Source organism: Leclercia adecarboxylata, assembly GCF_006874705.1.
Lineage (GTDB): Bacteria > Pseudomonadota > Gammaproteobacteria > Enterobacterales > Enterobacteriaceae > Enterobacter > Enterobacter adecarboxylatus_C.
The window spans coordinates 691,855-710,623 of sequence record NZ_CP035382.1; the positions used below are offsets into that span (position 1 = coordinate 691,855).

Below are 18,769 nucleotides of genomic sequence, written 5' to 3' on the forward strand. Positions count from 1 at the left end.
AAAATAAAAAAAGCCAGCAGTGCTGGCTTTCAGTATATACATCATCAGATTACTGGCGACTGTCATTCGCCTGCCGCAGCAGAATGCGACTCTCGCTCTGGAAGCGTTGGGCATAATCGCCAAACCAGTGTTCAACCTTACGGAAGCTGTCGATAAACGCCTGTTTATCCCCGTGCTCCAGCAGAGTGATCGCCTCACCAAAACGCTGGTAGTAACGCTTGATCAGCGCCAGGTTATTGCCCGAAGACATAATAATATCTGCATACAGCTGCGGATCCTGGGCAAACAGTCGACCGACCATCGCCAGTTCGAGGCGATAGATAGGTGAAGACAGCGACAGCAACTGCTCAAGCTGAACATTCTCTTCCGCCAGATGCAGGCCATACGCGAAGGTCGCGAAGTGGCGCAGCGCCTGGATAAAGGCCATGTTCTGGTCATGTTCGACGGCGCTGATCCGGTGCAACCGCGCGCCCCACACCTGTATCTGCTCCAGGAACCACTGATAGGCTTCTGGCTGACGGCCATCGCAGTAGACGACCACCTGCTTCGCCAGGCTGCCGCTGTCCGGGCCGAACATCGGGTGCAGCCCCAGCACCGGGCCATTATGCGCGGCCAGCATCGCCTGCAATGGGCCATTCTTCACCGAGGCCAGATCGACCAGAATGCAGTCTTCCGGCAGCGGTGGCAGTTTGGCAATAATCTCTTCGGTGACGTGGATCGGCACGCTGACAATGACCATACCCGCATCGGCAACCATCGTCTGCGCCCGCGCCCAGTCCTCTTTTTCGAGGATGCGCACCTGGTAGCCAGAGAGCGTCAGCATCTTCTCAAACAGACGCCCCATCTGCCCACCGCCCCCAACAATCACCACCGGGCGCAGCGTCGGACAAAGGGTTTTAAAGCCTTTGTCGTTTTCGCTTGAGTAGGACTCTCGCATCACGCGGCGCAGCACATCCTCAATCAGATCCGGCGAGACGCCCAGCGCCTGGGCCTCTTTGCGCCGGGATGCCAGCATAGAGGCTTCACGCTCCGGTACGTAAATCGGTAAACCGTATTTACTTTTCACTTCGCCAACTTCAGCAACCAGTGCCATGCGGCGCGCCAGCAAATCCAGCAGCGCCTTATCCACCTCGTCAATTTGATCGCGCAAAGCGGTCAATTCAGCAACCATAACAAACCTCTTAAGCCAGACGCGTCGCCAGCTGGCCGTTCAAATCTTTGTGGATCTCACGCAGCAGCGCGTCGGTGGTTTCCCAGCTAATGCAGGCATCGGTGACGGAAACTCCATGCTTCATGGCGCTGCGCGGCTGTTCGGATGACTGATTGCCTTCATGGATATTGCTTTCAATCATCAGGCCAATAATCGAACGGTTGCCATCTTTAATCTGCGCAACGACGGATTCCGCCACCGCCGGCTGACGACGGTAATCTTTATTCGAATTACCATGACTGCAATCTACCATCAGTGCCGGGCGCAGTCCTGCCTGTTCCATCTCTTTTTCACACTGGGCCACATCTGCCGGGCTGTAGTTTGGCGCCTTGCCGCCGCGCAGAATGACGTGGCCATCCGGGTTGCCCTGGGTCTGCAGCAGACAGACCTGGCCGGCCTGGTTGATGCCGACAAAACGGTGCGGCATCGCTGCGGCACGCATGGCGTTGATAGCTGTTGCCAGGCTACCGTCGGTACCGTTTTTGAAGCCGACCGGCATGGAGAGGCCTGAGGCCATCTCACGGTGCGTCTGCGATTCAGTGGTACGCGCGCCAATGGCGGACCAGCTGAACAGATCGCCCAGATATTGCGGGCTGTTCGGATCCAGCGCTTCAGTTGCCAGCGGCAGCCCCATGTTAACCAGCTCCACCAGAAGATTACGCGCAATCTTCAGGCCAGCTTCCACATCAAACGAGCCATCCATGTGCGGATCGTTAATTAACCCTTTCCAGCCGACGGTGGTACGGGGTTTTTCAAAATAGACGCGCATGACCAGGTAGAGGCTATCGCTGACCTCCTCGGCCAGGGCTTTAAAACGGTGCGCATATTCGATGGCAGTTTCTGGATCATGGATGGAGCACGGACCACATACCACCAGCAGACGCGGATCGCGCCCGGCAATAATGTCGGAGATGGTCTGGCGGGAGTGCGCGATTTGCGCCTCTTGCTCAACGCTCAGCGGGAATTCCGCTTTCAGTTGATCCGGGGTGATCAGAACATGTTCATCACTAATATGTACGTTATTCAGCGCGTCTTTTTGCATGATTGCGATCCTGGAAGCTCGTTTGCGATAGTTGTTTCCTCGATGAGGAAGCCCAACGATACCACACCGAGTAAAGATTTCAATCCAAAATACGTAAATAATACTTTACATCACCCATTTTAAAGCAAAATACATTCGATTATCATGTAACGTAAAAATTACAGTCTGCATTCTTGCCGCCAGGCTATGCTCAATGGAAAAGGGAGAATGTCTTATGCGCCTGATTGTTACCCCGCTACTGTGCCTGTTTTTAACCGCCTGTCAGATCGATCCTTATACCCATCAGCCCCACTGGACGGGAACCGACTGGTATGATGCCGGTAAAGAAGACGCCATGAATGGCGTGGGGGTAAAATCCAATGAAACCCTTGCCGCTAATTTTAACGACCCTAAAGTGGATCGCCCTGACTATCTCAGCGGATATAAAGACGGCCAACAGAAAATATGTCAGGAAAATTTTGTTTACGCCTGGGGATTAGCTGGCCGAATATTCCCCGCCAGCTGTGACACCGCGGAAAACGCGACCACCCTTCGTACCGCCTGGCAACAGGGAATGAATGAAGGAACAAAAGCCAACCGTTTAAATTAATTCTGTCAACGCCATTTCTGTTAATTAAGAGCGTGAGATTTTACTTAAGTACCTGAATATGCTTTTGGCATAATGACTGTACGGGAAAAAAATGGTAATCTGCCAGCGAAACTCAAGGACTACTATTTCCAGAGTGGTATGGCGGATTCTGGTGTGTAACTTTTTTCTTATCTCCTGGCACCGTGCGGCATTAGTACTGATGTTATCAATGCCCTGTGGGCTCGCTATTGGCGGAACCTTATCCGAAACGGATAAATCGGTACGTTCTATTGTCTCCGGGATCGTCAGTTACACCCGTTGGCCTGCGCTTTCCGGCAAGCCGAACCTGTGTATTTTCGCCTCCTCCCATTATGTTGAGGCGCTCAGTGCCGAGGGTCCGGACGCGCTGCCCTACACCCCGGTCATTATTCATGACGACCAGGAAGCATTGAGTGCAGAATGTCACGCGCTCTATTTCGGCAGCGAATCCCCGACCCACCAGCTTGAATTAAGTCAGGCGTTTCATGCCAGACCGTTACTATTAATTGCGGAGCAAAACCCGCAGTGCCTTATAGGTAGTGCTTTCTGCCTGATAATAGACAGCGCCAGAGTAAGATTTTCCGTCAATCTGGATATGCTGTCGCGCAGCGGAGTCAGAGTTAATCCTGATGTGTTAATGCTCGCACGGAATACTAAGCATGAATAAGGAAATTACTTCAGCGCCGCGTCCAACATTCAAAAGGACTCTGCGGCGCATCAGTATAATTAGCGTCCTAATTACTATGACGCTCATCTGGTTATTATTGTGCATCGCTTCTGTGGTGACGCTGAAACAGTATGCGCAACGCAACCTTGAATTAACCAGCGCCACCATGAGCCGCAGTCTGGAGGCAGCGCTGGTCTTCAATGATGCTACCGCTGCTAACGAAGCGCTGGCCTCTCTTGGTAAGCAAGGGCAGTTCTCAGCAGCGGAACTGCTGGATCGCTACGATCATCGCTTTGCCAGCTGGTCGATGGGGCCGAACGACAAAGCGGATCCGCTCAGCCAGTTGGCCAGCCAGTGGTTATTCCCCCATCCCATCAGACAGCGCATCTGGCACAACAATTTACCGATCGGCGAGTTACATCTCACCGCACGGGATAGCCTGATCGGCCACTTTCTCTGGACCTCGCTGGCGGTATTAACCGGCTGTCTTCTGTTTGCCTCCCTGGTGGCAATAACCATCACCCGTGCACTGCACAATGGCGTGGTGACCGCCCTGCAAAACATTACCGATGTGGTGCATGACGTACGTACAAACCGGAACTTCTCCCGCCGGGTATCCGAGGAGCGCATTGATGAATTTCATCGCTTCGGTCAGGACTTCAACAGCCTGCTGGATGAAATGGAAGAGTGGCAGTTAAAGTTGCAGGCTAAAAACGCCCAGCTGATGCGCACCGCCATGCACGATCCGCTCACCGGACTGGCTAACCGGGCCGCTTTTCGCACCCGCATCGCCGCGCTGATGAGTGATTCCTCCGCGCGGACCAACTCCGCCCTGCTCTTCCTGGACGGAGATGACTTTAAGCGTATTAACGATACCTGGGGCCATGCCGCAGGCGATTGTGTACTGATTGAAGTAGCCCGCAGAATGGTCGAGTTTGGCGGCGAACAACATCAATCTTACCGTCTGGGTGGGGATGAGTTTGCCATCATTCTGTATGGCGTCCATTCAGAACACGAAGTGCTGCGTCTCTGCGCCGCGCTGACGCAACAATTTAGCCCGTCCTATGACCTGCACAACGGGTTCTCCTCCCGAATGTCCCTCAGTATTGGCTTCGCGCTGAGCTGGCAGCATCACTCCGTTGAAGCCTTACTGGAGCAAGCCGACCGGAATATGTATCTGGTGAAGCATCAACGTTCAAAAAATCACACCGTAGAAAGGAACACATTATGTTAAGGCGATACGTCGCACCGCTCTTTATGGCATCAATGCTGCTGGCTGGATGCCAGACGCCACAGGGCAAATTTACCGCTGAGCAGGTCGCCACCATGAAGTCTTACGGCTTTAATGAGATAAACGGGGACTGGTCGCTTGGCCTTTCGGCAAAGATCCTGTTTGGTAAAAACGAGTATAAGCTGCAGCCTGAAAGCGAGCAGCAGATTAAAAGCATGGCAGCGCGCCTTGCGGCGACCGGCCTGAAACACGCCCGGATGGACGGCCATACCGATAACTACGGTGAAGAGAGCTACAACAAAGCGTTATCCCTGAAGCGGGCCAATGTGGTTGCCGATGCCTGGGCGCAGGGTGCCACTATTCCACGCAGTAATCTGACGACCCAGGGCCTGGGTCAGCAATATCCTGTCGCGGATAATAAAACCGGCCAGGGACGTGCCGAAAACCGCCGCGTGGCGGTGGTGATCAGCACGCCCTGAAGCGTTATTCCCGCGATTCGGTCAGAGACACACGCACTGCCGCGCGCCAGCGCAGCCAGTCAATAACCACAAACAGCGCCAGGCTACAGCCCATTACCGGCATTATGAGCCCCAGTACTACGCTGATGGTTAAAGAGACCACGCGTCCCCCCAGCGGCAACGCCAGCCAGCTCTGACACAGAGTCTGCGCAGGATCCGTTGCCGTCTGCCGGGGCCGACGCATCCACCACATCCGGTAGCCCCACACAATCATGACGCACAGCGCGATACCAAAGGCGATCAGCACCAGCTGATTTGGCAGGCCAAACAGCACGCCCATATGGAAATCCACGCCCCAGCGGGTTAGTTTAGCCATCAGCGGGTAATCCCCAAACCGGGTGCGATCAATAACCTTCAGGGTAGTGGGATCAACGGCAACCGCATCGACCTGAGTAGGCCAGCTGCGATCGATCTCCGTCACCGTCCACGCCGTTGAGGCACTCTTCGCCGGACGTATCTCCAGCTTCGTGGCATCAATCCCCGCCGCATTTGCCGCCCGCAGCACGCCATCATACAGGGCCAGGTCAGGTTTCATCTCCGGCATCGGCATGGTCATGTGATGACCGTGGTGCTCAGCATGCGGATCGGCGGCTTCCGCCGAGCCATGCAGCTGCGTATTCACCTGCGGCGTGAGCCAGTTCATCTCTGCCCGCAGTTTATCCACATTACTGCCCGCCCACTGGGACCAGGTCAGGCCGGTCGCAGAGAAGAGCAGCATACCCAGCAACAGGCTCCAGCCGAGGGAAACGTGCAGACGACGGCGGTTCTGGAAGCGGTTATTGATGCGCCGTTTTGGCCGGGTATAGAACCACAGGGCAATCCCTCCCAGCGCAGCGATCCACATCCAGGACGCGGCCAGCTCGCTGTAAATTCGCCCCACATCCCCCAGCAGCAAAGACTGGTGCAGATAATCGATTTTCTGGCGTAACGGCAGGATACCGCTGGTGCCGTAGACGGTCATATCCCCGCGCACCTCCAGACTGACCGGATCGATAAAGATGGCCCGGTTCTCCGAGGCTTTCAGCGCCGGGTCAATGTACATCACCCGGGTGGTTTCTCCTGATGTCAGGCCCGGACGTACCGCCTGTAGCCGTAGCTCCCCGCCGGTGACCTTTTCCGCTACCGCAATTTGCTCAGCAAGAGGACGTATCGCGCCCCCGGTCTCGCTGAACAGCGCATGATGATAAAGCGCGTTTTCCAGCTGCGGCGTGGCGACGTACAACGTTCCGGAGAGCGCGGCGATAAAGATAAACGGCCCGACAAACAGACCAATATAGAAGTGAAGACGACGCAGCAGGTGGCCCCATGCTGCGCGCGGAGTGCAGGTAGTCATGCTTTCCCTTTTTAAGGCAAAAAGTTATCGGTACACCGGGGTGCACGTTTTTTTACATGGATTAAGCAGACAGGTGCGGCGGCGCGCGGGTATCGGGACAGAGCCAGGGGAAGAAATGCCAGTGGTGTACGACGGGTCGCGGCGGCGTAAGGCGCTGTCTGAGTAAGACTGCGCATAACAGCAGCACCAGCGCCAGGATGACGCCCGGAACGTGGGCCAGCAGGACGCAGTAACCGCAGGCTTCGGCATGGTCGACAGGCACACTTTCAGACGGTGCGTGGTGGTGCTCCGCCATCATGCTCATGTCATGATGCATGCCGGGCATCGCGCTCATGGGATCTTTTTGCAACGAGACAGAGACCAGCGGCGCGAAGACGATCATCAGGATCGCAAATAACGCGAGACCTGCCGCGATACGTTGCCACTGTGCCTGATGCTGTTTAGTCGTCACTTCCCCTCCGTCAGAGCGGGGCATTGTAAACGATTTATGACGGATACGTTAACGTGCAGAGCACACAGAGATAAAAAAAGGGCCAGCCTTTCGGCCAGCCCTTTTTACAGGATGTCGCTTAAGCGAATCTTAGTTCAGACGCTCTTTAATACGAGCAGACTTACCAGTACGCTCACGCAGGTAGTACAGTTTAGCTTTACGTACAGCACCACGACGTTTAACAGCAATGCTGTCAACTACCGGAGAGTGAGTCTGGAAGACACGCTCAACGCCTTCGCCGTTGGAAATTTTACGAACAGTGAATGCAGAGTGCAGACCGCGGTTACGAATAGCGATAACCACGCCCTCGAATGCCTGCAGACGTTTTTTGGAACCTTCAACAACCCATACTTTCACTTCCACGGTATCACCCGGACGGAAGGAAGGTACGTCCTGCTTCATCTGCTCTTGTTCAAGTTGCTTAATAATGTTGCTCATAATTTAATCTCTTATCCTGGGTAAACTGATATTTGGGGGCCTCAGGCCATCCCATCATGTTTCTGCTGCTGGTGCGCGTGTTCTTTTTTGAACTCGGCCAGCAACTTTGCTTGCTCTTCAGTCAGAGCCAGGTTTTCCAGAAGTTCAGGTCTTCTAAGCCAGGTACGGCCCAGCGACTGCTTCAGGCGCCAGCGACGAATCTCGGCATGGTTTCCCGACAGTAATACTGGCGGAACCTCCATCCCTTCTAACACTTCAGGACGGGTATAGTGTGGGCAGTCCAGCAATCCATCAGCAAAAGAGTCTTCTGTTGCTGATGCTTCATGGCCCAGTACCCCCGGAATGAACCGGGAAACGGAGTCAATCAGCGTCATTGCCGGTAACTCACCACCGCTGAGAACGTAATCGCCGATAGACCATTCTTCGTCAATCTCGGTTTGAATTACGCGCTCATCTATCCCTTCGTAGCGACCGCACACCAGAATCAATTTCTGATTCGTTGCCAGTTCGCTGACGCCCACTTGATCAAGCTTGCGTCCCTGAGGTGACAGATAAATCACCTTTGCGCCTTCACCTGCCGCGGCTTTTGCTGCTGCGATGGCATCCCGTAAGGGTTGTACCATCATAAGCATCCCCGGTCCGCCGCCGTAAGGACGTTCGTCCACGGTACGGTGCCGGTCATGAGTGAAGTCACGTGGACTCCAGCTCTCGATGCTCAGCAGGCCATTTTTTACTGCCCGGCCAGTTACCCCGTAATCAGTAATCGCGCGGAACATTTCAGGAAACAGGCTAATAATGCCAATCCACATAGCGCCGTCTTTTACCGTTTTCAGGAGAATTTAAAAACCAGGATCCCAATCTACTTCGATAGTACGAGTAGCGAGATCGACTTTCTTGATAACCTGCCCATCGAGGAACGGAACCAGCCGCTCCTTGATGCCAAACGCATCTTTCAGGTTTGCCTTAATGACGAGAACGTCATTGGATCCGGTTTCCATCATATCGATGACTTTCCCCAGACCGTAACCTTCAGTAGTCACTACCTGGCAACCAATAAGGTCTTTCCAGTAGTAGCCCTCTTCCAGTTCAGGCAACTGCGACGAATCCACGACAATTTCACAATTAGTCAGCGCATTCGCGGCATCGCGATCGTCAATGCCTTTCAGCTTGATAACGATGTCCTGATTGTGGTGACGCCAGCTTTCCAGCTCGACCTCTTGCCACTGACCCGCCTTCTGGATAAACCAGGGCTGATAGTCAAAAATGCTTTCGGCGTCTTCGGTGGAGGAAAACACTCTGAGCCAACCACGGATACCGTAGCAAGAACCCATTTTGCCCAATACAATCGGTTCAACAGGTGCTTTTTTGCTCATCATGACCACCGTGACAGATTAAGCTGCTTTGTTTGCTGCTTTGATCAGCGTAGCAACGCGATCGGAAACGGTAGCGCCCTGGCCAACCCAGTGAGCGATACGATCCAGATCCAGACGGGTTTCTTCTTCTGCGCCAGCGGCCAGTGGGTTGAAGAAACCAACGCGCTCGATGAAGCGACCGTTGCGTGCATTACGGCTGTCAGTAACAACAACCTGGTAGAACGGACGCTTTTTCGCGCCGTGACGTGCTAAACGAATAGTTACCATAACATCCTCTTGTGTGAATAAAACACCGGGCCCCATCGAGGGAAGGAGCCCGGTGTCATATTAAAAGCCCGAAAATTTTACTGATTTCTGGGGAAAATGCAATCAGCATCTTGATGCTGAGCATTAAACACGATTTATCTGCCAGGGAATCCCGGTGGCATCATGCCTTTCATCCCACGCATCATTTTGGCCATCCCGCCCTTCTTCATCTTCTTCATCATGCGCTGCATGTCGTCGAACTGCTTCAGAAGGCGGTTAACGTCCTGAACCTGCATCCCGCAGCCCGCCGCGATACGGCGCTTACGGGAGCCTTTAATGATTTCCGGCTTGGCACGCTCTTTCAGCGTCATCGAGTTGATGATCGCTTCCATACGCACCAGCACTTTGTCATCCATTTGCGATTTGACGTTGTCCGGGATTTGACCCATGCCCGGCAGCTTGCCCATCAGGCTCGCCATACCGCCCATGTTCTTCATCTGGCGCAGCTGCTCCAGGAAGTCGGTCAGATCGAAACCGTCGCCTTTTTTCAGTTTGGTGGCGAGCTTCTCGGCCTGCGCGCGGTCAACCTTGCTCTCGATATCTTCGATCAGCGACAGCACGTCGCCCATGCCGAGAATACGGGAGGCGATACGATCCGGGTGGAACGGCTCCAGCGCTTCGGTCTTCTCGCCGACGCCGAGGAACTTGATTGGCTTGCCGGTGATATGACGAATAGAGAGTGCCGCACCGCCGCGGGCGTCACCGTCCACTTTGGTCAGTACCACACCGGTTAACGGCAGCGCTTCATTAAACGCTTTCGCGGTGTTTGCCGCATCCTGACCGGTCATGGCATCGACGACGAACAGGGTTTCTACCGGATTGATCGCGGCATGAACCTGTTTGATTTCGTCCATCATCGCTTCGTCAACGTGCAGACGACCGGCGGTATCCACCAGCAGCACGTCGAAGAACTTCAGCTTCGCTTCTTTCAGCGCCGCGTTAACGATATCGATCGGCTTCTGCGACACGTCAGACGGGAAGAAGTCGACGCTAACCTGTTCAGCCAGGGTCTCCAGCTGTCTGATCGCCGCCGGGCGATAGACGTCGGCAGAGACGACCAGCACTTTCTTCTTGTGCTTTTCGCGCAGGAATTTACCCAGCTTAGCGACGCTGGTGGTTTTACCCGCACCCTGCAGACCGGCCATCAGCACTACCGCTGGCGGTTGCGCCGCCAGGTTCAGGCTCTGGTTCTCTTCGCCCATCGCCGAAACCAGTTCGTTCCGAACGATTTTGACGAACTCCTGACCCGGGGTCAGGCTCTTGTTGACTTCATGACCAACCGCTTTTTCTTTAACGCGGTTGATGAAGTCACGCACGACCGGCAACGCAACGTCTGCTTCAAGCAGCGCCATGCGCACTTCACGCAGCGTCTCTTTAATATTGTCTTCAGTAAGGCGTCCACGGCCGCTGATGTTGCGCAGCGTGCGCGACAAACGATCGGTTAAATTATCAAACATTGTCTCTCGCCTGGGGTAGAAACGTTAGGTCGCTGGCGCGACACGTACACAGAATTTTGCCGCAGTATAACATGAAGGCGCCTTTGTTGTTATGCAACGGTTGGAGCACGCCTCACGTAACGTTATACTGCCTCTCTTTCTCATCAGGACAACTGTCGACACCTATATGCCTGTTTTCGCACTGATCGCTCTTGTGGCGTACTCTGTCAGCCTCGCGCTGATTATCCCTGGCCTGCTACAAAAAAACAGCGGCTGGCGGCGAATGGCTATTTTGTCGGCTGTCATCGCGTTGATAAGTCACGCCTTTGCGCTCGAAGCGCGCATTCTGCCGGGCGACGGCAGCGGACAAAACCTGAGCCTGCTCAACGTCGGGTCGCTGGTCAGCCTGATGATCTGTACGGTAATGACCATCGTGGCCTCGAAAAACCGCGGCTGGCTGCTGTTGCCGATTGTCTACGCTTTTGCGCTGATCAACCTCGCTTTTGCCACCTTCGTACCGAATGAGTTCATCACCCATCTGGAAACCACGCCGGGTATGATGGTGCATATTGGCCTGTCGCTGTTCTCGTATGCGACGCTGATCATTGCCGCACTGTACGCGCTCCAGCTGGCCTGGATTGACTACCAGCTCAAAAACAAAAAGCTGGTCTTCAGTAACGAGATGCCGCCGCTGATGACCATCGAACGCAAGATGTTTCACATCACCCAGGTCGGGGTTGTGCTGCTGACGCTGACGCTGAGTACCGGCCTGTTTTACATGCACAATCTCTTCAGCATGGAGAATATCGATAAGGCCGTACTCTCCATCATCGCGTGGTTTGTCTATATTGTCCTGTTATGGGGCCATTATCATGAAGGCTGGCGCGGTCGCCGCGTGGTCTGGTTCAACGTTGCGGGAGCAGGCCTCCTGACAATGGCTTATTTTGGTAGCCGCGTCATCCAGCAACTCGCCGGCTAAGTAACCAAGGAGTTCCCCCTGGAACACATCTCTACCACCACGCTGATCGTCACCCTGATCGTCATGGTGGTTATCTCTGCCTATTTCTCCGGCTCGGAAACCGGCATGATGACGCTGAACCGCTACCGGTTACGTCATCGCGCCAAACAGGGTAACCGGGCCGCACGTCGCGTGGAAAAACTGCTGCGTAAACCGGATCGCCTGATAAGCCTGGTGCTTATCGGCAATAACCTGGTCAACATTCTCGCTTCCGCGCTGGGAACCATTGTCGGCATGCGCCTGTACGGCAACGCCGGGGTGGCTATCGCCACCGGGGTGCTGACCTTTGTAGTGCTGGTCTTTGCCGAAGTGTTGCCGAAGACCGTTGCCGCGCTTTACCCCGAGAAGGTCGCCTATCCCAGCAGCTTCCTGCTGGCGCCGTTACTCATTCTGATGATGCCTCTGGTCTGGCTGTTAAACGGCGTGACGCGAGTGCTGATGCGTATGATGGGCATTAAAGCGGATGTGGTGATCAGCAGCGCGCTGAGCAAAGATGAACTGCGCACCATCGTGCATGAGTCGCGCTCGCAAATCTCCCGCCGCAATCAGGATATGCTGCTGTCGGTGCTGGACCTGGAAAAGGTCAGCGTCGACGACATCATGGTGCCGCGCAATGAGATCGTCGGTATTGACATCAATGATGACTGGAAAGCCATTGTTCGCCAGCTGACCCACTCCCCGCATGGCCGCATCGTTCTGTACCGTGATTCCCTGGATGACACCATCAGCATGCTGCGCGTGCGCGAAGCCTATCGGCTGATGACCGAGAAGAAAGAGTTCACCAAAGAGGTGATGCTGCGCGCAGCGGATGAGATTTACTACATCCCGGAAGGCACCCCGCTCAGCACCCAGTTGATCAAGTTTCAGCGCAATAAAAAGAAAGTGGGGCTGGTGGTCGATGAGTATGGCGATATCCAGGGGCTGGTGACGGTCGAGGATATTCTGGAAGAGATTGTGGGCGACTTCACCACCTCCATGTCCCCTTCCCTCGCTGAAGAGGTCACGCCGCAAAATGACGGCTCGGTGCTGATTGACGGCAGCGCGAACGTCCGTGAACTCAACAAAGCCTTTAACTGGCAGATGCCGGAAGACGAGGCTCGTACCATTAACGGCATGATTCTGGAAGCGCTGGAGGAGATCCCGGCAGCAGGTACGCGGGTGCGTATTGGCCAGTACGATATTGATATCCTGGACGTGCAGGACAATATGATTAAGCAGGTAAAAGTATTGCCGGTGAAACCGCTCAGGGAGAGCGTCGCGGAGTAAGCTGTTGTAGGCCGGGACAGGCGAAGCCGCCGCCCGGCACTACGGGAGGCAAATTACGCCTTTGCTTTCGCTACGGAGACCATCGCCGCGCGAATAGTACGACCGTTCAGGGTATAGCCTTTTTGCATTACCATCAGCACGTTACCGGCAGCAACGTCCTCAGACTCTACCATCGCAATCGCCTGGTGCACGTTCGGATCCATCGGCACGTTGGTATCAGCAACCACTTCGACGCCAAACTTCTTCACCACGTCGAGCATGGATTTCAGCGTCAGTTCGATTCCTTCAACCATTGGAGCCATGTCCGGGTTCGCTTTATCCGCTACTTCCAGCGCGCGATCCAGGCTGTCGATCACCGGCAGCAGTTCGTTGACGAATTTCTCCAGCGCAAATTTATGCGCCTTTTCAACGTCCAGCTCGGTACGGCGACGCAGGTTTTCCATTTCCGCTTTGATACGCAGGATGCCATCGCGCTCGCGATTCTGGGCTTCAGTGACCTGAGCTTCCAGATTCGCAATTTTTTCATCGCGCGGATCCACCTGCTCAGCACCAGCCTCAGGCTCTGTAGCCTCAACTTCTTCGTGCTGCTCCGTGATAATTTCTTCCGGGGCTTGCCCCTCAGGCGTTTTCTGTTCTTTACTACTCATGAATTTCTCCGCGTTTTTCTGCATTCAACTCCCTAACTTCGCTTATTATGGGGATCAGTTTCCGGGATTCAAGGGAACAAGCCACATTGTCATCATTCAATCGCACAAGGACCTTCAGAAAATGAGCAACCATTTCAAGTGTATTGGGATTGTCGGTCATCCACGTCACCCTACAGCGTTGACGACACATGAAATGCTCTATCGCTGGCTATGTGCGAAAAATTACGATGTGATTGTTGAACAACAGATTGCTCAGGAACTGCAGCTAACAAACGTAAAAACCGGCACGCTGGCGGAAATCGGTCAGCAGGCTGACCTGGCAGTAGTGGTCGGGGGCGACGGGAATATGCTTGGTGCCGCGCGAACCCTCGCCCGTTACGACATTAAAGTCATCGGCATCAACCGTGGCAACCTGGGCTTTTTGACCGACCTTGACCCGGATAACGCCCAGCAGCAGCTCGCAGACGTGCTGGAAGGCCACTACATCAGTGAAAAACGCTTTTTGCTGGAAGCCCAGGTGTGCCAGCAGGATTGCCAGAAACGGATCAGCACCGCCATTAACGAAGTGGTACTGCACCCGGGAAAAGTGGCGCATATGATTGAGTTCGAGGTCTATATCGACGAAATCTTCGCCTTCTCGCAGCGCTCCGATGGCTTGATTATCTCGACACCTACCGGCTCCACGGCCTACTCGCTCTCGGCGGGCGGCCCGATTCTGACTCCGTCGCTGGATGCCATCACGTTGGTGCCAATGTTCCCGCATACCCTCTCGGCTCGCCCGCTGGTGATCAACAGCAGCAGCACCATTCGTCTGCGCTTCTCTCACCGCCGTAACGACCTGGAGATCAGCTGCGACAGCCAAATCGCGCTGCCGATCCAGGAAGGGGAAGACGTGCTGATCCGCCGCTGCGATTATCACCTCAATTTAATTCACCCGAAAGACTACAGCTATTTCAACACATTAAGCTCCAAGCTCGGCTGGTCGAAAAAATTGTTCTGAAATAGCATCCAGCACTTTACTGGATAAAAAACCAGTTTATACTGTACACAAACACAGTTATGGTTTTTCATACAGGAAAACATTTATGCTGGCACAACTGACCATCAGCAACTTCGCCATCGTTCGTGAGCTCGAAATTGATTTCAACAGCGGCATGACGGCTATCACCGGGGAAACCGGGGCCGGTAAATCTATTGCGATTGATGCGCTCGGGCTGTGCCTTGGCGGTCGTGCTGATGGCAACATGGTTCGCGCTGGCGCCAGCCGCGCCGATCTCTGCGCCCGTTTCTCCCTGAAAGATACGCCTGCCGCCCTGCGCTGGCTTGAACAGAACCAGCTCGAAGATGGACGTGAGTGCTTACTTCGCCGGGTTCTTAGCAGCGACGGCCGCTCCCGCGGCTTTATCAACGGCACCGCGGTACCGCTCTCCCAGCTGCGCGAGCTGGGTCAGCTGTTAATTCAGATCCACGGGCAGCACGCTCATCAGCAGCTGATCAAGCCTGAGCAGCAGAAGTCATTACTCGACGGCTATGCCGGTGAGTCTGACCTTATGCAGCTGATGGCAGCGCACTATCGTCAGTGGCATCAAAGTTGCCGTGAGCTGGCGCTGCATCAACAGCAGAGCCAGGAGCGGGCGGCTCGCGCCGAACTGCTGGCTTATCAGTTGAAAGAGCTGAACGAATTTAGCCCGCAGCCGGGCGAGTTTGAGCAGATCGACGAAGAGTACAAACGCCTCGCCAACAGCGGTCAGCTGCTCTCCACCAGCCAGCAGGCGCTGAACTTAATGGCAGACGGCGAGGATGTGAATCTGCAAAGCCAGCTCTACACCGTGCGCCAGCTCGTGACCGAACTGGCGGGTATGGACAGCAAAGTGTCCGGCATGCTGGATATGCTGGAGGAGGCGGCGATTCAGATCTCCGAAGCCAGCGACGAGCTGCGCCACTACTGCGAACGGCTGGATCTCGATCCAAACCGCCTGTTTGAGCTGGAACAGCGCATTTCGCGTCAAATTTCCCTGGCGCGTAAGCACCACGTTTCGCCGGAAGAACTGCCTGCCTTCCACCAGTCCCTGCTTGATGAGCAGCATCAACTCGACGATCAGGCCGACTCGCTGGAGACCCTCTCTCTGGCCGTTAGCGTGCATCATCAGCAGGCGATGCAAACCGCCACGCAGCTGCACAATGTTCGTCAGCGTTACGCTCAGGAACTCAGCCAGCACATCACGGAGAGCATGCATCTGCTGTCGATGCCGCACGGTGTTTTCACCATTGACGTGAAGTTTGAGGCCAACCATCTGACGGCAGAGGGCGCAGACCGCATTGAATTCCGCGTGACCACCAACCCGGGCCAGCCGCTGCAGGCTATCTCCCGCGTTGCGTCCGGCGGTGAGTTGTCGCGTATCGCCCTGGCGATTCAGGTGATCACCGCGAAGAAAATGGAAACCCCGGCGCTGATCTTCGATGAAGTGGATGTCGGTATCAGCGGCCCGACCGCGGCGGTAGTGGGTAAACTGCTGCGTCAGCTTGGCGAGTCCACCCAGGTCATGTGTGTGACCCACCTGCCGCAGGTTGCCGGATGTGGCCACCATCACTTCTTTGTCAGCAAAGAAACCGACGGTGAGATGACCGAAACGCACATGCAGCCGCTGGACAAACGCGCCCGTCTGCAGGAGCTGGCCCGTCTGCTGGGTGGCAGCGAAGTCACCCGCAACACGCTGGCGAATGCGAAAGAACTGCTTGCTGCCTAAACTTTTTCGGTATCTCAGGGTCATACAGAACAATAAAAACGCCGACAGACCGGACGCCAGAGGTTTTAATGTGGTGAAAGGTCTATTATCATCGGCATATTACATATGAGCCGTCGCGTATTGCCCGGGCCCGAAAAGGAATCAAATCACTATGCGCTGTAAAACGCTGACCGCTGCCGCAGCGGTTCTTCTGATGATGACCGCAGGCTGCTCCACTCTGGAAAAAGTGGTTTACCGCCCTGACATCAACCAGGGGAACTATCTCGCTCCTAACGATGTGTCTAAAATCCGTGTCGGTATGACGCAGCAGCAGGTTGCCTATGCCCTGGGCACGCCGATGATGTCCGATCCGTTCGGCACTAACACCTGGTTCTACGTGTTCCGCCAGAAGCCTGGCCATGAAGACGTGTCCCAGCAGACTCTTACGCTGACCTTCAACAGCAGCGGCGTGCTGACCAACATCGACAACAAACCGGCGCTCACCAAAGAGTAAGGTTTCAGAAACGCAAAAAGGTGCTCATTGAGCACCTTTTTTGTTTTATCAGTAACCAGTTTATTTTGCGGACTTCTCCGCACGCTGGCGACGCAGCTCTTTCGGGTCGGCAATCAGCGGGCGATAGATCTCAATCCGATCGCCGTCCTTGACGCTGTCTCCCAGTTTGACCGGACGACTGTAAATCCCGACTTTGTTTTTCGCCAGATCGATATCGCTGCGCAGCGTCAGCAGGCCAGAGGCACGGATCGCCTCTTCAACGGTGGCGCCCTCTTCCAGGGTTACGCGCTGCAGATACTGCTTTTCCGGCAGCGCGTAGGCTACTTCCACCACGATGTTAGCCGGCACTGTAGACCTCTTTAGCGCGCACCGTGAAGGCCTGAACCATATTCGCCGCCAGCTCTTTAAATACGCGTCCAAACGCCAGCTCAATCAGGGCGTTGGTAAACTCAAAGTCGAGATGAAACTCGATCCGGCAGGCATCGGCACTGAGCGGGACAAACTTCCATCCGCCCATCAGTTTCTTGAAGGGCCCATCCACCAGATGCATCAGAATACTCTGGTTATCGGTCAGCGTATTGCGGGTGGTAAAGGTTTTGCTGATCCCGGCTTTGGAGACATCCACCGCTGCCGTCATTTGCGTCGGGCCTGAGTCCAGCACGCGGCTCCCGGTACATCCCGGGATAAACTGCGGATATGACTGAACGTCATTCACTAACTGGTACATCTGTTCCACACTGTAGGGGACAAGCGCAGTACGACTAATCTGAGGCATAACATTTTTCCTGATCAAACAACCAACAAATAATAACATTTATCACCTGTTAAAAAAACGCTGAGCCTCATCTCGTGCTAATATAGCGCGTTAGACCTCACAGGACGCAATGAGGTGACTTTTTGACATCAGATTACCTACGGCTTCACGACACTTATGACGAAGAAAAAAGCACATAAACCTGGCTCGGCAACCATTGCGCTCAACAAGCGTGCCCGCCACGAGTATTTCATTGAAGAAGAATTAGAAGCTGGCCTTGCGCTGCAGGGCTGGGAAGTTAAATCGCTGCGTGCGGGAAAAGCCAACATCGGTGATAGCTACGTGATCTTCAAAGACGGCGAAGCCTTTTTGTTTGGCGCAAACTTTCAGCCGCTGACGGTCGCCTCTTCTCACTACGTTTGCGATCCTACCCGCACCCGTAAGCTACTGCTGAACAAGCGCGAGCTGGATTCCCTCTTCGGACGAATCAATCGCGAAGGTTATACCGTGCTCGCCCTGTCGCTGTACTGGAAGAACGCCTGGTGCAAAGTGAAAATCGGCGTGGCGAAAGGTAAGAAGCAGCACGACAAACGTAACGATGCCAAGGATCGCGAGTGGCAGGTCGATAAAGCGCGCATCATGAAGCACGCAGGCCGTTAATTTCCGGATACTTATTGAGCGATTCAATAAGTCAGCGTTCCGGACTGGTATCCGGGCTGATAATTCTGGTATACTTGCTGTAACACTATTGGGGCTGATTCTGGATTCGACGGGATTTGCGAAACCCAAGGTGCATGCCGAGGGGCGGTTTGCCTCGTAAAAAGCCGCAAAAAAATAGTCGCAAACGACGAAAACTACGCTTTAGCAGCTTAATAACCTGCTAAGAGCCCTCTCTCCCTAGCTTCCGCTCTTAAGACGGGGATCAAAGAGAGGTCAAACCCAAAAGAGATCGCATGGATGTCCTGCCTGGGGCTGAAGTGTTAAAACTAATCAGGCTAGTTCGTTAGTGGCGTGTCTGTCCGCAGCTGGCGTGCGAATGTAAAGACTGACTAAGCATGTAGTACCGAGGATGTAGAAATTTCGGACGCGGGTTCAACTCCCGCCAGCTCCACCAAAATTCTTTGTAGATGGTCACCAGAGCCTGATACGAAGTCCTGAAAGCCCGCACGGCGCAAGCCTGCGGGCTTTTTTGT

22 protein-coding genes and 1 other RNA gene are annotated in these 18,769 nt (G+C 54.6%); 11 read left to right on the forward strand and 12 right to left on the reverse strand.

Annotation, left to right across the window (positions count from 1 at the left end; translation table 11 throughout):
* Positions 1-49: 49 nt before the first annotated feature.
* The gene (tyrA, locus tag ES815_RS04250) at positions 50-1,171 is read right to left on the reverse strand and encodes a bifunctional chorismate mutase/prephenate dehydrogenase (protein WP_142486759.1); all 1,122 of its coding nucleotides are present in this window, start codon (positions 1,169-1,171) and stop codon (positions 50-52) included.
* Positions 1,172-1,181: 10 nt separating this feature from the next.
* Complete coding sequence (gene aroF / locus ES815_RS04255) at positions 1,182-2,252, reverse strand: 3-deoxy-7-phosphoheptulonate synthase AroF (RefSeq protein WP_142486760.1); 1,071 nt, start codon at positions 2,250-2,252, stop codon at positions 1,182-1,184.
* Positions 2,253-2,466: 214 nt separating this feature from the next.
* Between aroF and ES815_RS04260 the strand changes: the two genes are divergently transcribed.
* The 4 genes from ES815_RS04260 (at position 2,467) to ES815_RS04275 (ending at position 5,236) form a co-directional block, all read left to right on the forward strand.
* Entirely contained in the window at positions 2,467-2,841 is a 375-nt protein-coding gene (locus ES815_RS04260) for a DUF2799 domain-containing protein (RefSeq protein WP_142486761.1), read from the forward strand.
* Between the two features lie 199 nt (positions 2,842-3,040).
* The gene (locus ES815_RS04265; protein ID WP_185902409.1) at positions 3,041-3,526 is read left to right on the forward strand and encodes a YfiR family protein; all 486 of its coding nucleotides are present in this window, start codon (positions 3,041-3,043) and stop codon (positions 3,524-3,526) included.
* Entirely contained in the window at positions 3,519-4,760 is a 1,242-nt protein-coding gene (gene dgcN, locus ES815_RS04270) for a diguanylate cyclase DgcN (RefSeq protein WP_142486763.1), read from the forward strand. The genes ES815_RS04265 and dgcN overlap by 8 nt, the downstream gene beginning before the upstream one ends.
* On the forward strand, positions 4,754-5,236 hold the full coding sequence (locus ES815_RS04275) for an OmpA family protein (RefSeq protein WP_142486764.1): 483 nt from the start codon (positions 4,754-4,756) through the stop codon (positions 5,234-5,236). Before dgcN ends, ES815_RS04275 begins: the two co-directional genes overlap by 7 nt.
* A 4-nt stretch (positions 5,237-5,240) precedes the next feature.
* On the opposite strand, the gene ES815_RS04280 is transcribed toward ES815_RS04275, so the two are convergent.
* From ES815_RS04280 to ffh, 7 genes are all read right to left on the reverse strand, one after another.
* Entirely contained in the window at positions 5,241-6,608 is a 1,368-nt protein-coding gene (locus ES815_RS04280) for a PepSY domain-containing protein (RefSeq protein WP_142486765.1), read from the reverse strand.
* 61 nt (positions 6,609-6,669) lie between these two features.
* Positions 6,670-7,083 (reverse strand): DUF2946 domain-containing protein, encoded by a 414-nt coding sequence (locus tag ES815_RS04285; RefSeq protein WP_142486766.1) that lies wholly within the window; start codon positions 7,081-7,083, stop codon positions 6,670-6,672.
* A gap of 105 nt (positions 7,084-7,188) precedes the next feature.
* A complete protein-coding gene (rplS, locus tag ES815_RS04290) occupies positions 7,189-7,536 on the reverse strand; it encodes a 50S ribosomal protein L19 (protein ID WP_002914145.1) in 348 nt (115 codons plus the stop codon).
* Between the two features lie 41 nt (positions 7,537-7,577).
* Positions 7,578-8,345 (reverse strand): tRNA (guanosine(37)-N1)-methyltransferase TrmD, encoded by a 768-nt coding sequence (gene trmD, locus ES815_RS04295; protein WP_142486767.1) that lies wholly within the window; start codon positions 8,343-8,345, stop codon positions 7,578-7,580.
* A 30-nt stretch (positions 8,346-8,375) separates the two neighbouring features.
* On the reverse strand, positions 8,376-8,912 hold the full coding sequence (gene rimM / locus ES815_RS04300) for a ribosome maturation factor RimM (RefSeq protein ID WP_370462877.1): 537 nt from the start codon (positions 8,910-8,912) through the stop codon (positions 8,376-8,378).
* A gap of 15 nt (positions 8,913-8,927) precedes the next feature.
* Positions 8,928-9,176, reverse strand: a complete 249-nt coding sequence (gene rpsP, locus ES815_RS04305) for a 30S ribosomal protein S16 (RefSeq protein ID WP_003863133.1) — start codon at positions 9,174-9,176, stop codon at positions 8,928-8,930.
* Positions 9,177-9,310: 134 nt separating this feature from the next.
* Complete coding sequence (ffh, locus tag ES815_RS04310) at positions 9,311-10,672, reverse strand: signal recognition particle protein (RefSeq protein WP_106994995.1); 1,362 nt, start codon at positions 10,670-10,672, stop codon at positions 9,311-9,313.
* Between the two features lie 166 nt (positions 10,673-10,838).
* Here ffh and ES815_RS04315 point away from each other — a divergent pair, with 166 nt between their 5' ends.
* Positions 10,839-11,630: an inner membrane protein YpjD gene (locus ES815_RS04315; RefSeq protein ID WP_142486768.1), complete on the forward strand. Its 792-nt coding sequence runs from the start codon at positions 10,839-10,841 to the stop codon at positions 11,628-11,630.
* Positions 11,631-11,648: 18 nt separating this feature from the next.
* A complete protein-coding gene (locus ES815_RS04320) occupies positions 11,649-12,935 on the forward strand; it encodes an HlyC/CorC family transporter (protein ID WP_142486769.1) in 1,287 nt (428 codons plus the stop codon).
* Positions 12,936-12,988: 53 nt separating this feature from the next.
* Here the strand turns inward: ES815_RS04320 and grpE are convergent, their stop codons facing one another.
* The gene (grpE, locus tag ES815_RS04325; RefSeq protein ID WP_142486770.1) at positions 12,989-13,582 is read right to left on the reverse strand and encodes a nucleotide exchange factor GrpE; all 594 of its coding nucleotides are present in this window, start codon (positions 13,580-13,582) and stop codon (positions 12,989-12,991) included.
* A gap of 121 nt (positions 13,583-13,703) precedes the next feature.
* Between grpE and nadK the strand changes: the two genes are divergently transcribed.
* The 3 genes from nadK (at position 13,704) to bamE (ending at position 16,822) form a co-directional block, all read left to right on the forward strand.
* The gene (nadK, locus tag ES815_RS04330; RefSeq protein ID WP_077227861.1) at positions 13,704-14,582 is read left to right on the forward strand and encodes an NAD(+) kinase; all 879 of its coding nucleotides are present in this window, start codon (positions 13,704-13,706) and stop codon (positions 14,580-14,582) included.
* Positions 14,583-14,667: 85 nt separating this feature from the next.
* Positions 14,668-16,329, forward strand: coding sequence for a DNA repair protein RecN (recN, locus tag ES815_RS04335; protein WP_142486771.1), 1,662 nt, complete (start codon positions 14,668-14,670; stop codon positions 16,327-16,329).
* A gap of 151 nt (positions 16,330-16,480) precedes the next feature.
* Entirely contained in the window at positions 16,481-16,822 is a 342-nt protein-coding gene (gene bamE / locus ES815_RS04340; RefSeq protein WP_039030087.1) for an outer membrane protein assembly factor BamE, read from the forward strand.
* 60 nt (positions 16,823-16,882) lie between these two features.
* Here bamE and ES815_RS04345 read toward each other — a convergent pair whose 3' ends face one another.
* Both ES815_RS04345 and ES815_RS04350 read right to left on the reverse strand, forming a co-directional pair.
* Complete coding sequence (locus ES815_RS04345) at positions 16,883-17,170, reverse strand: RnfH family protein (protein ID WP_142486772.1); 288 nt, start codon at positions 17,168-17,170, stop codon at positions 16,883-16,885.
* Complete coding sequence (locus tag ES815_RS04350) at positions 17,160-17,597, reverse strand: type II toxin-antitoxin system RatA family toxin (protein ID WP_197090537.1); 438 nt, start codon at positions 17,595-17,597, stop codon at positions 17,160-17,162. The genes ES815_RS04345 and ES815_RS04350 overlap by 11 nt, the downstream gene beginning before the upstream one ends.
* Before the next feature lie 156 nt (positions 17,598-17,753).
* Between ES815_RS04350 and smpB the strand changes: the two genes are divergently transcribed.
* Both smpB and ssrA read left to right on the forward strand, forming a co-directional pair.
* On the forward strand, positions 17,754-18,236 hold the full coding sequence (gene smpB / locus ES815_RS04355; protein WP_142486774.1) for an SsrA-binding protein SmpB: 483 nt from the start codon (positions 17,754-17,756) through the stop codon (positions 18,234-18,236).
* Between the two features lie 90 nt (positions 18,237-18,326).
* Positions 18,327-18,690, forward strand: a transfer-messenger RNA (tmRNA) gene (gene ssrA, locus ES815_RS04360).
* Positions 18,691-18,769 lie beyond the last annotated feature (79 nt).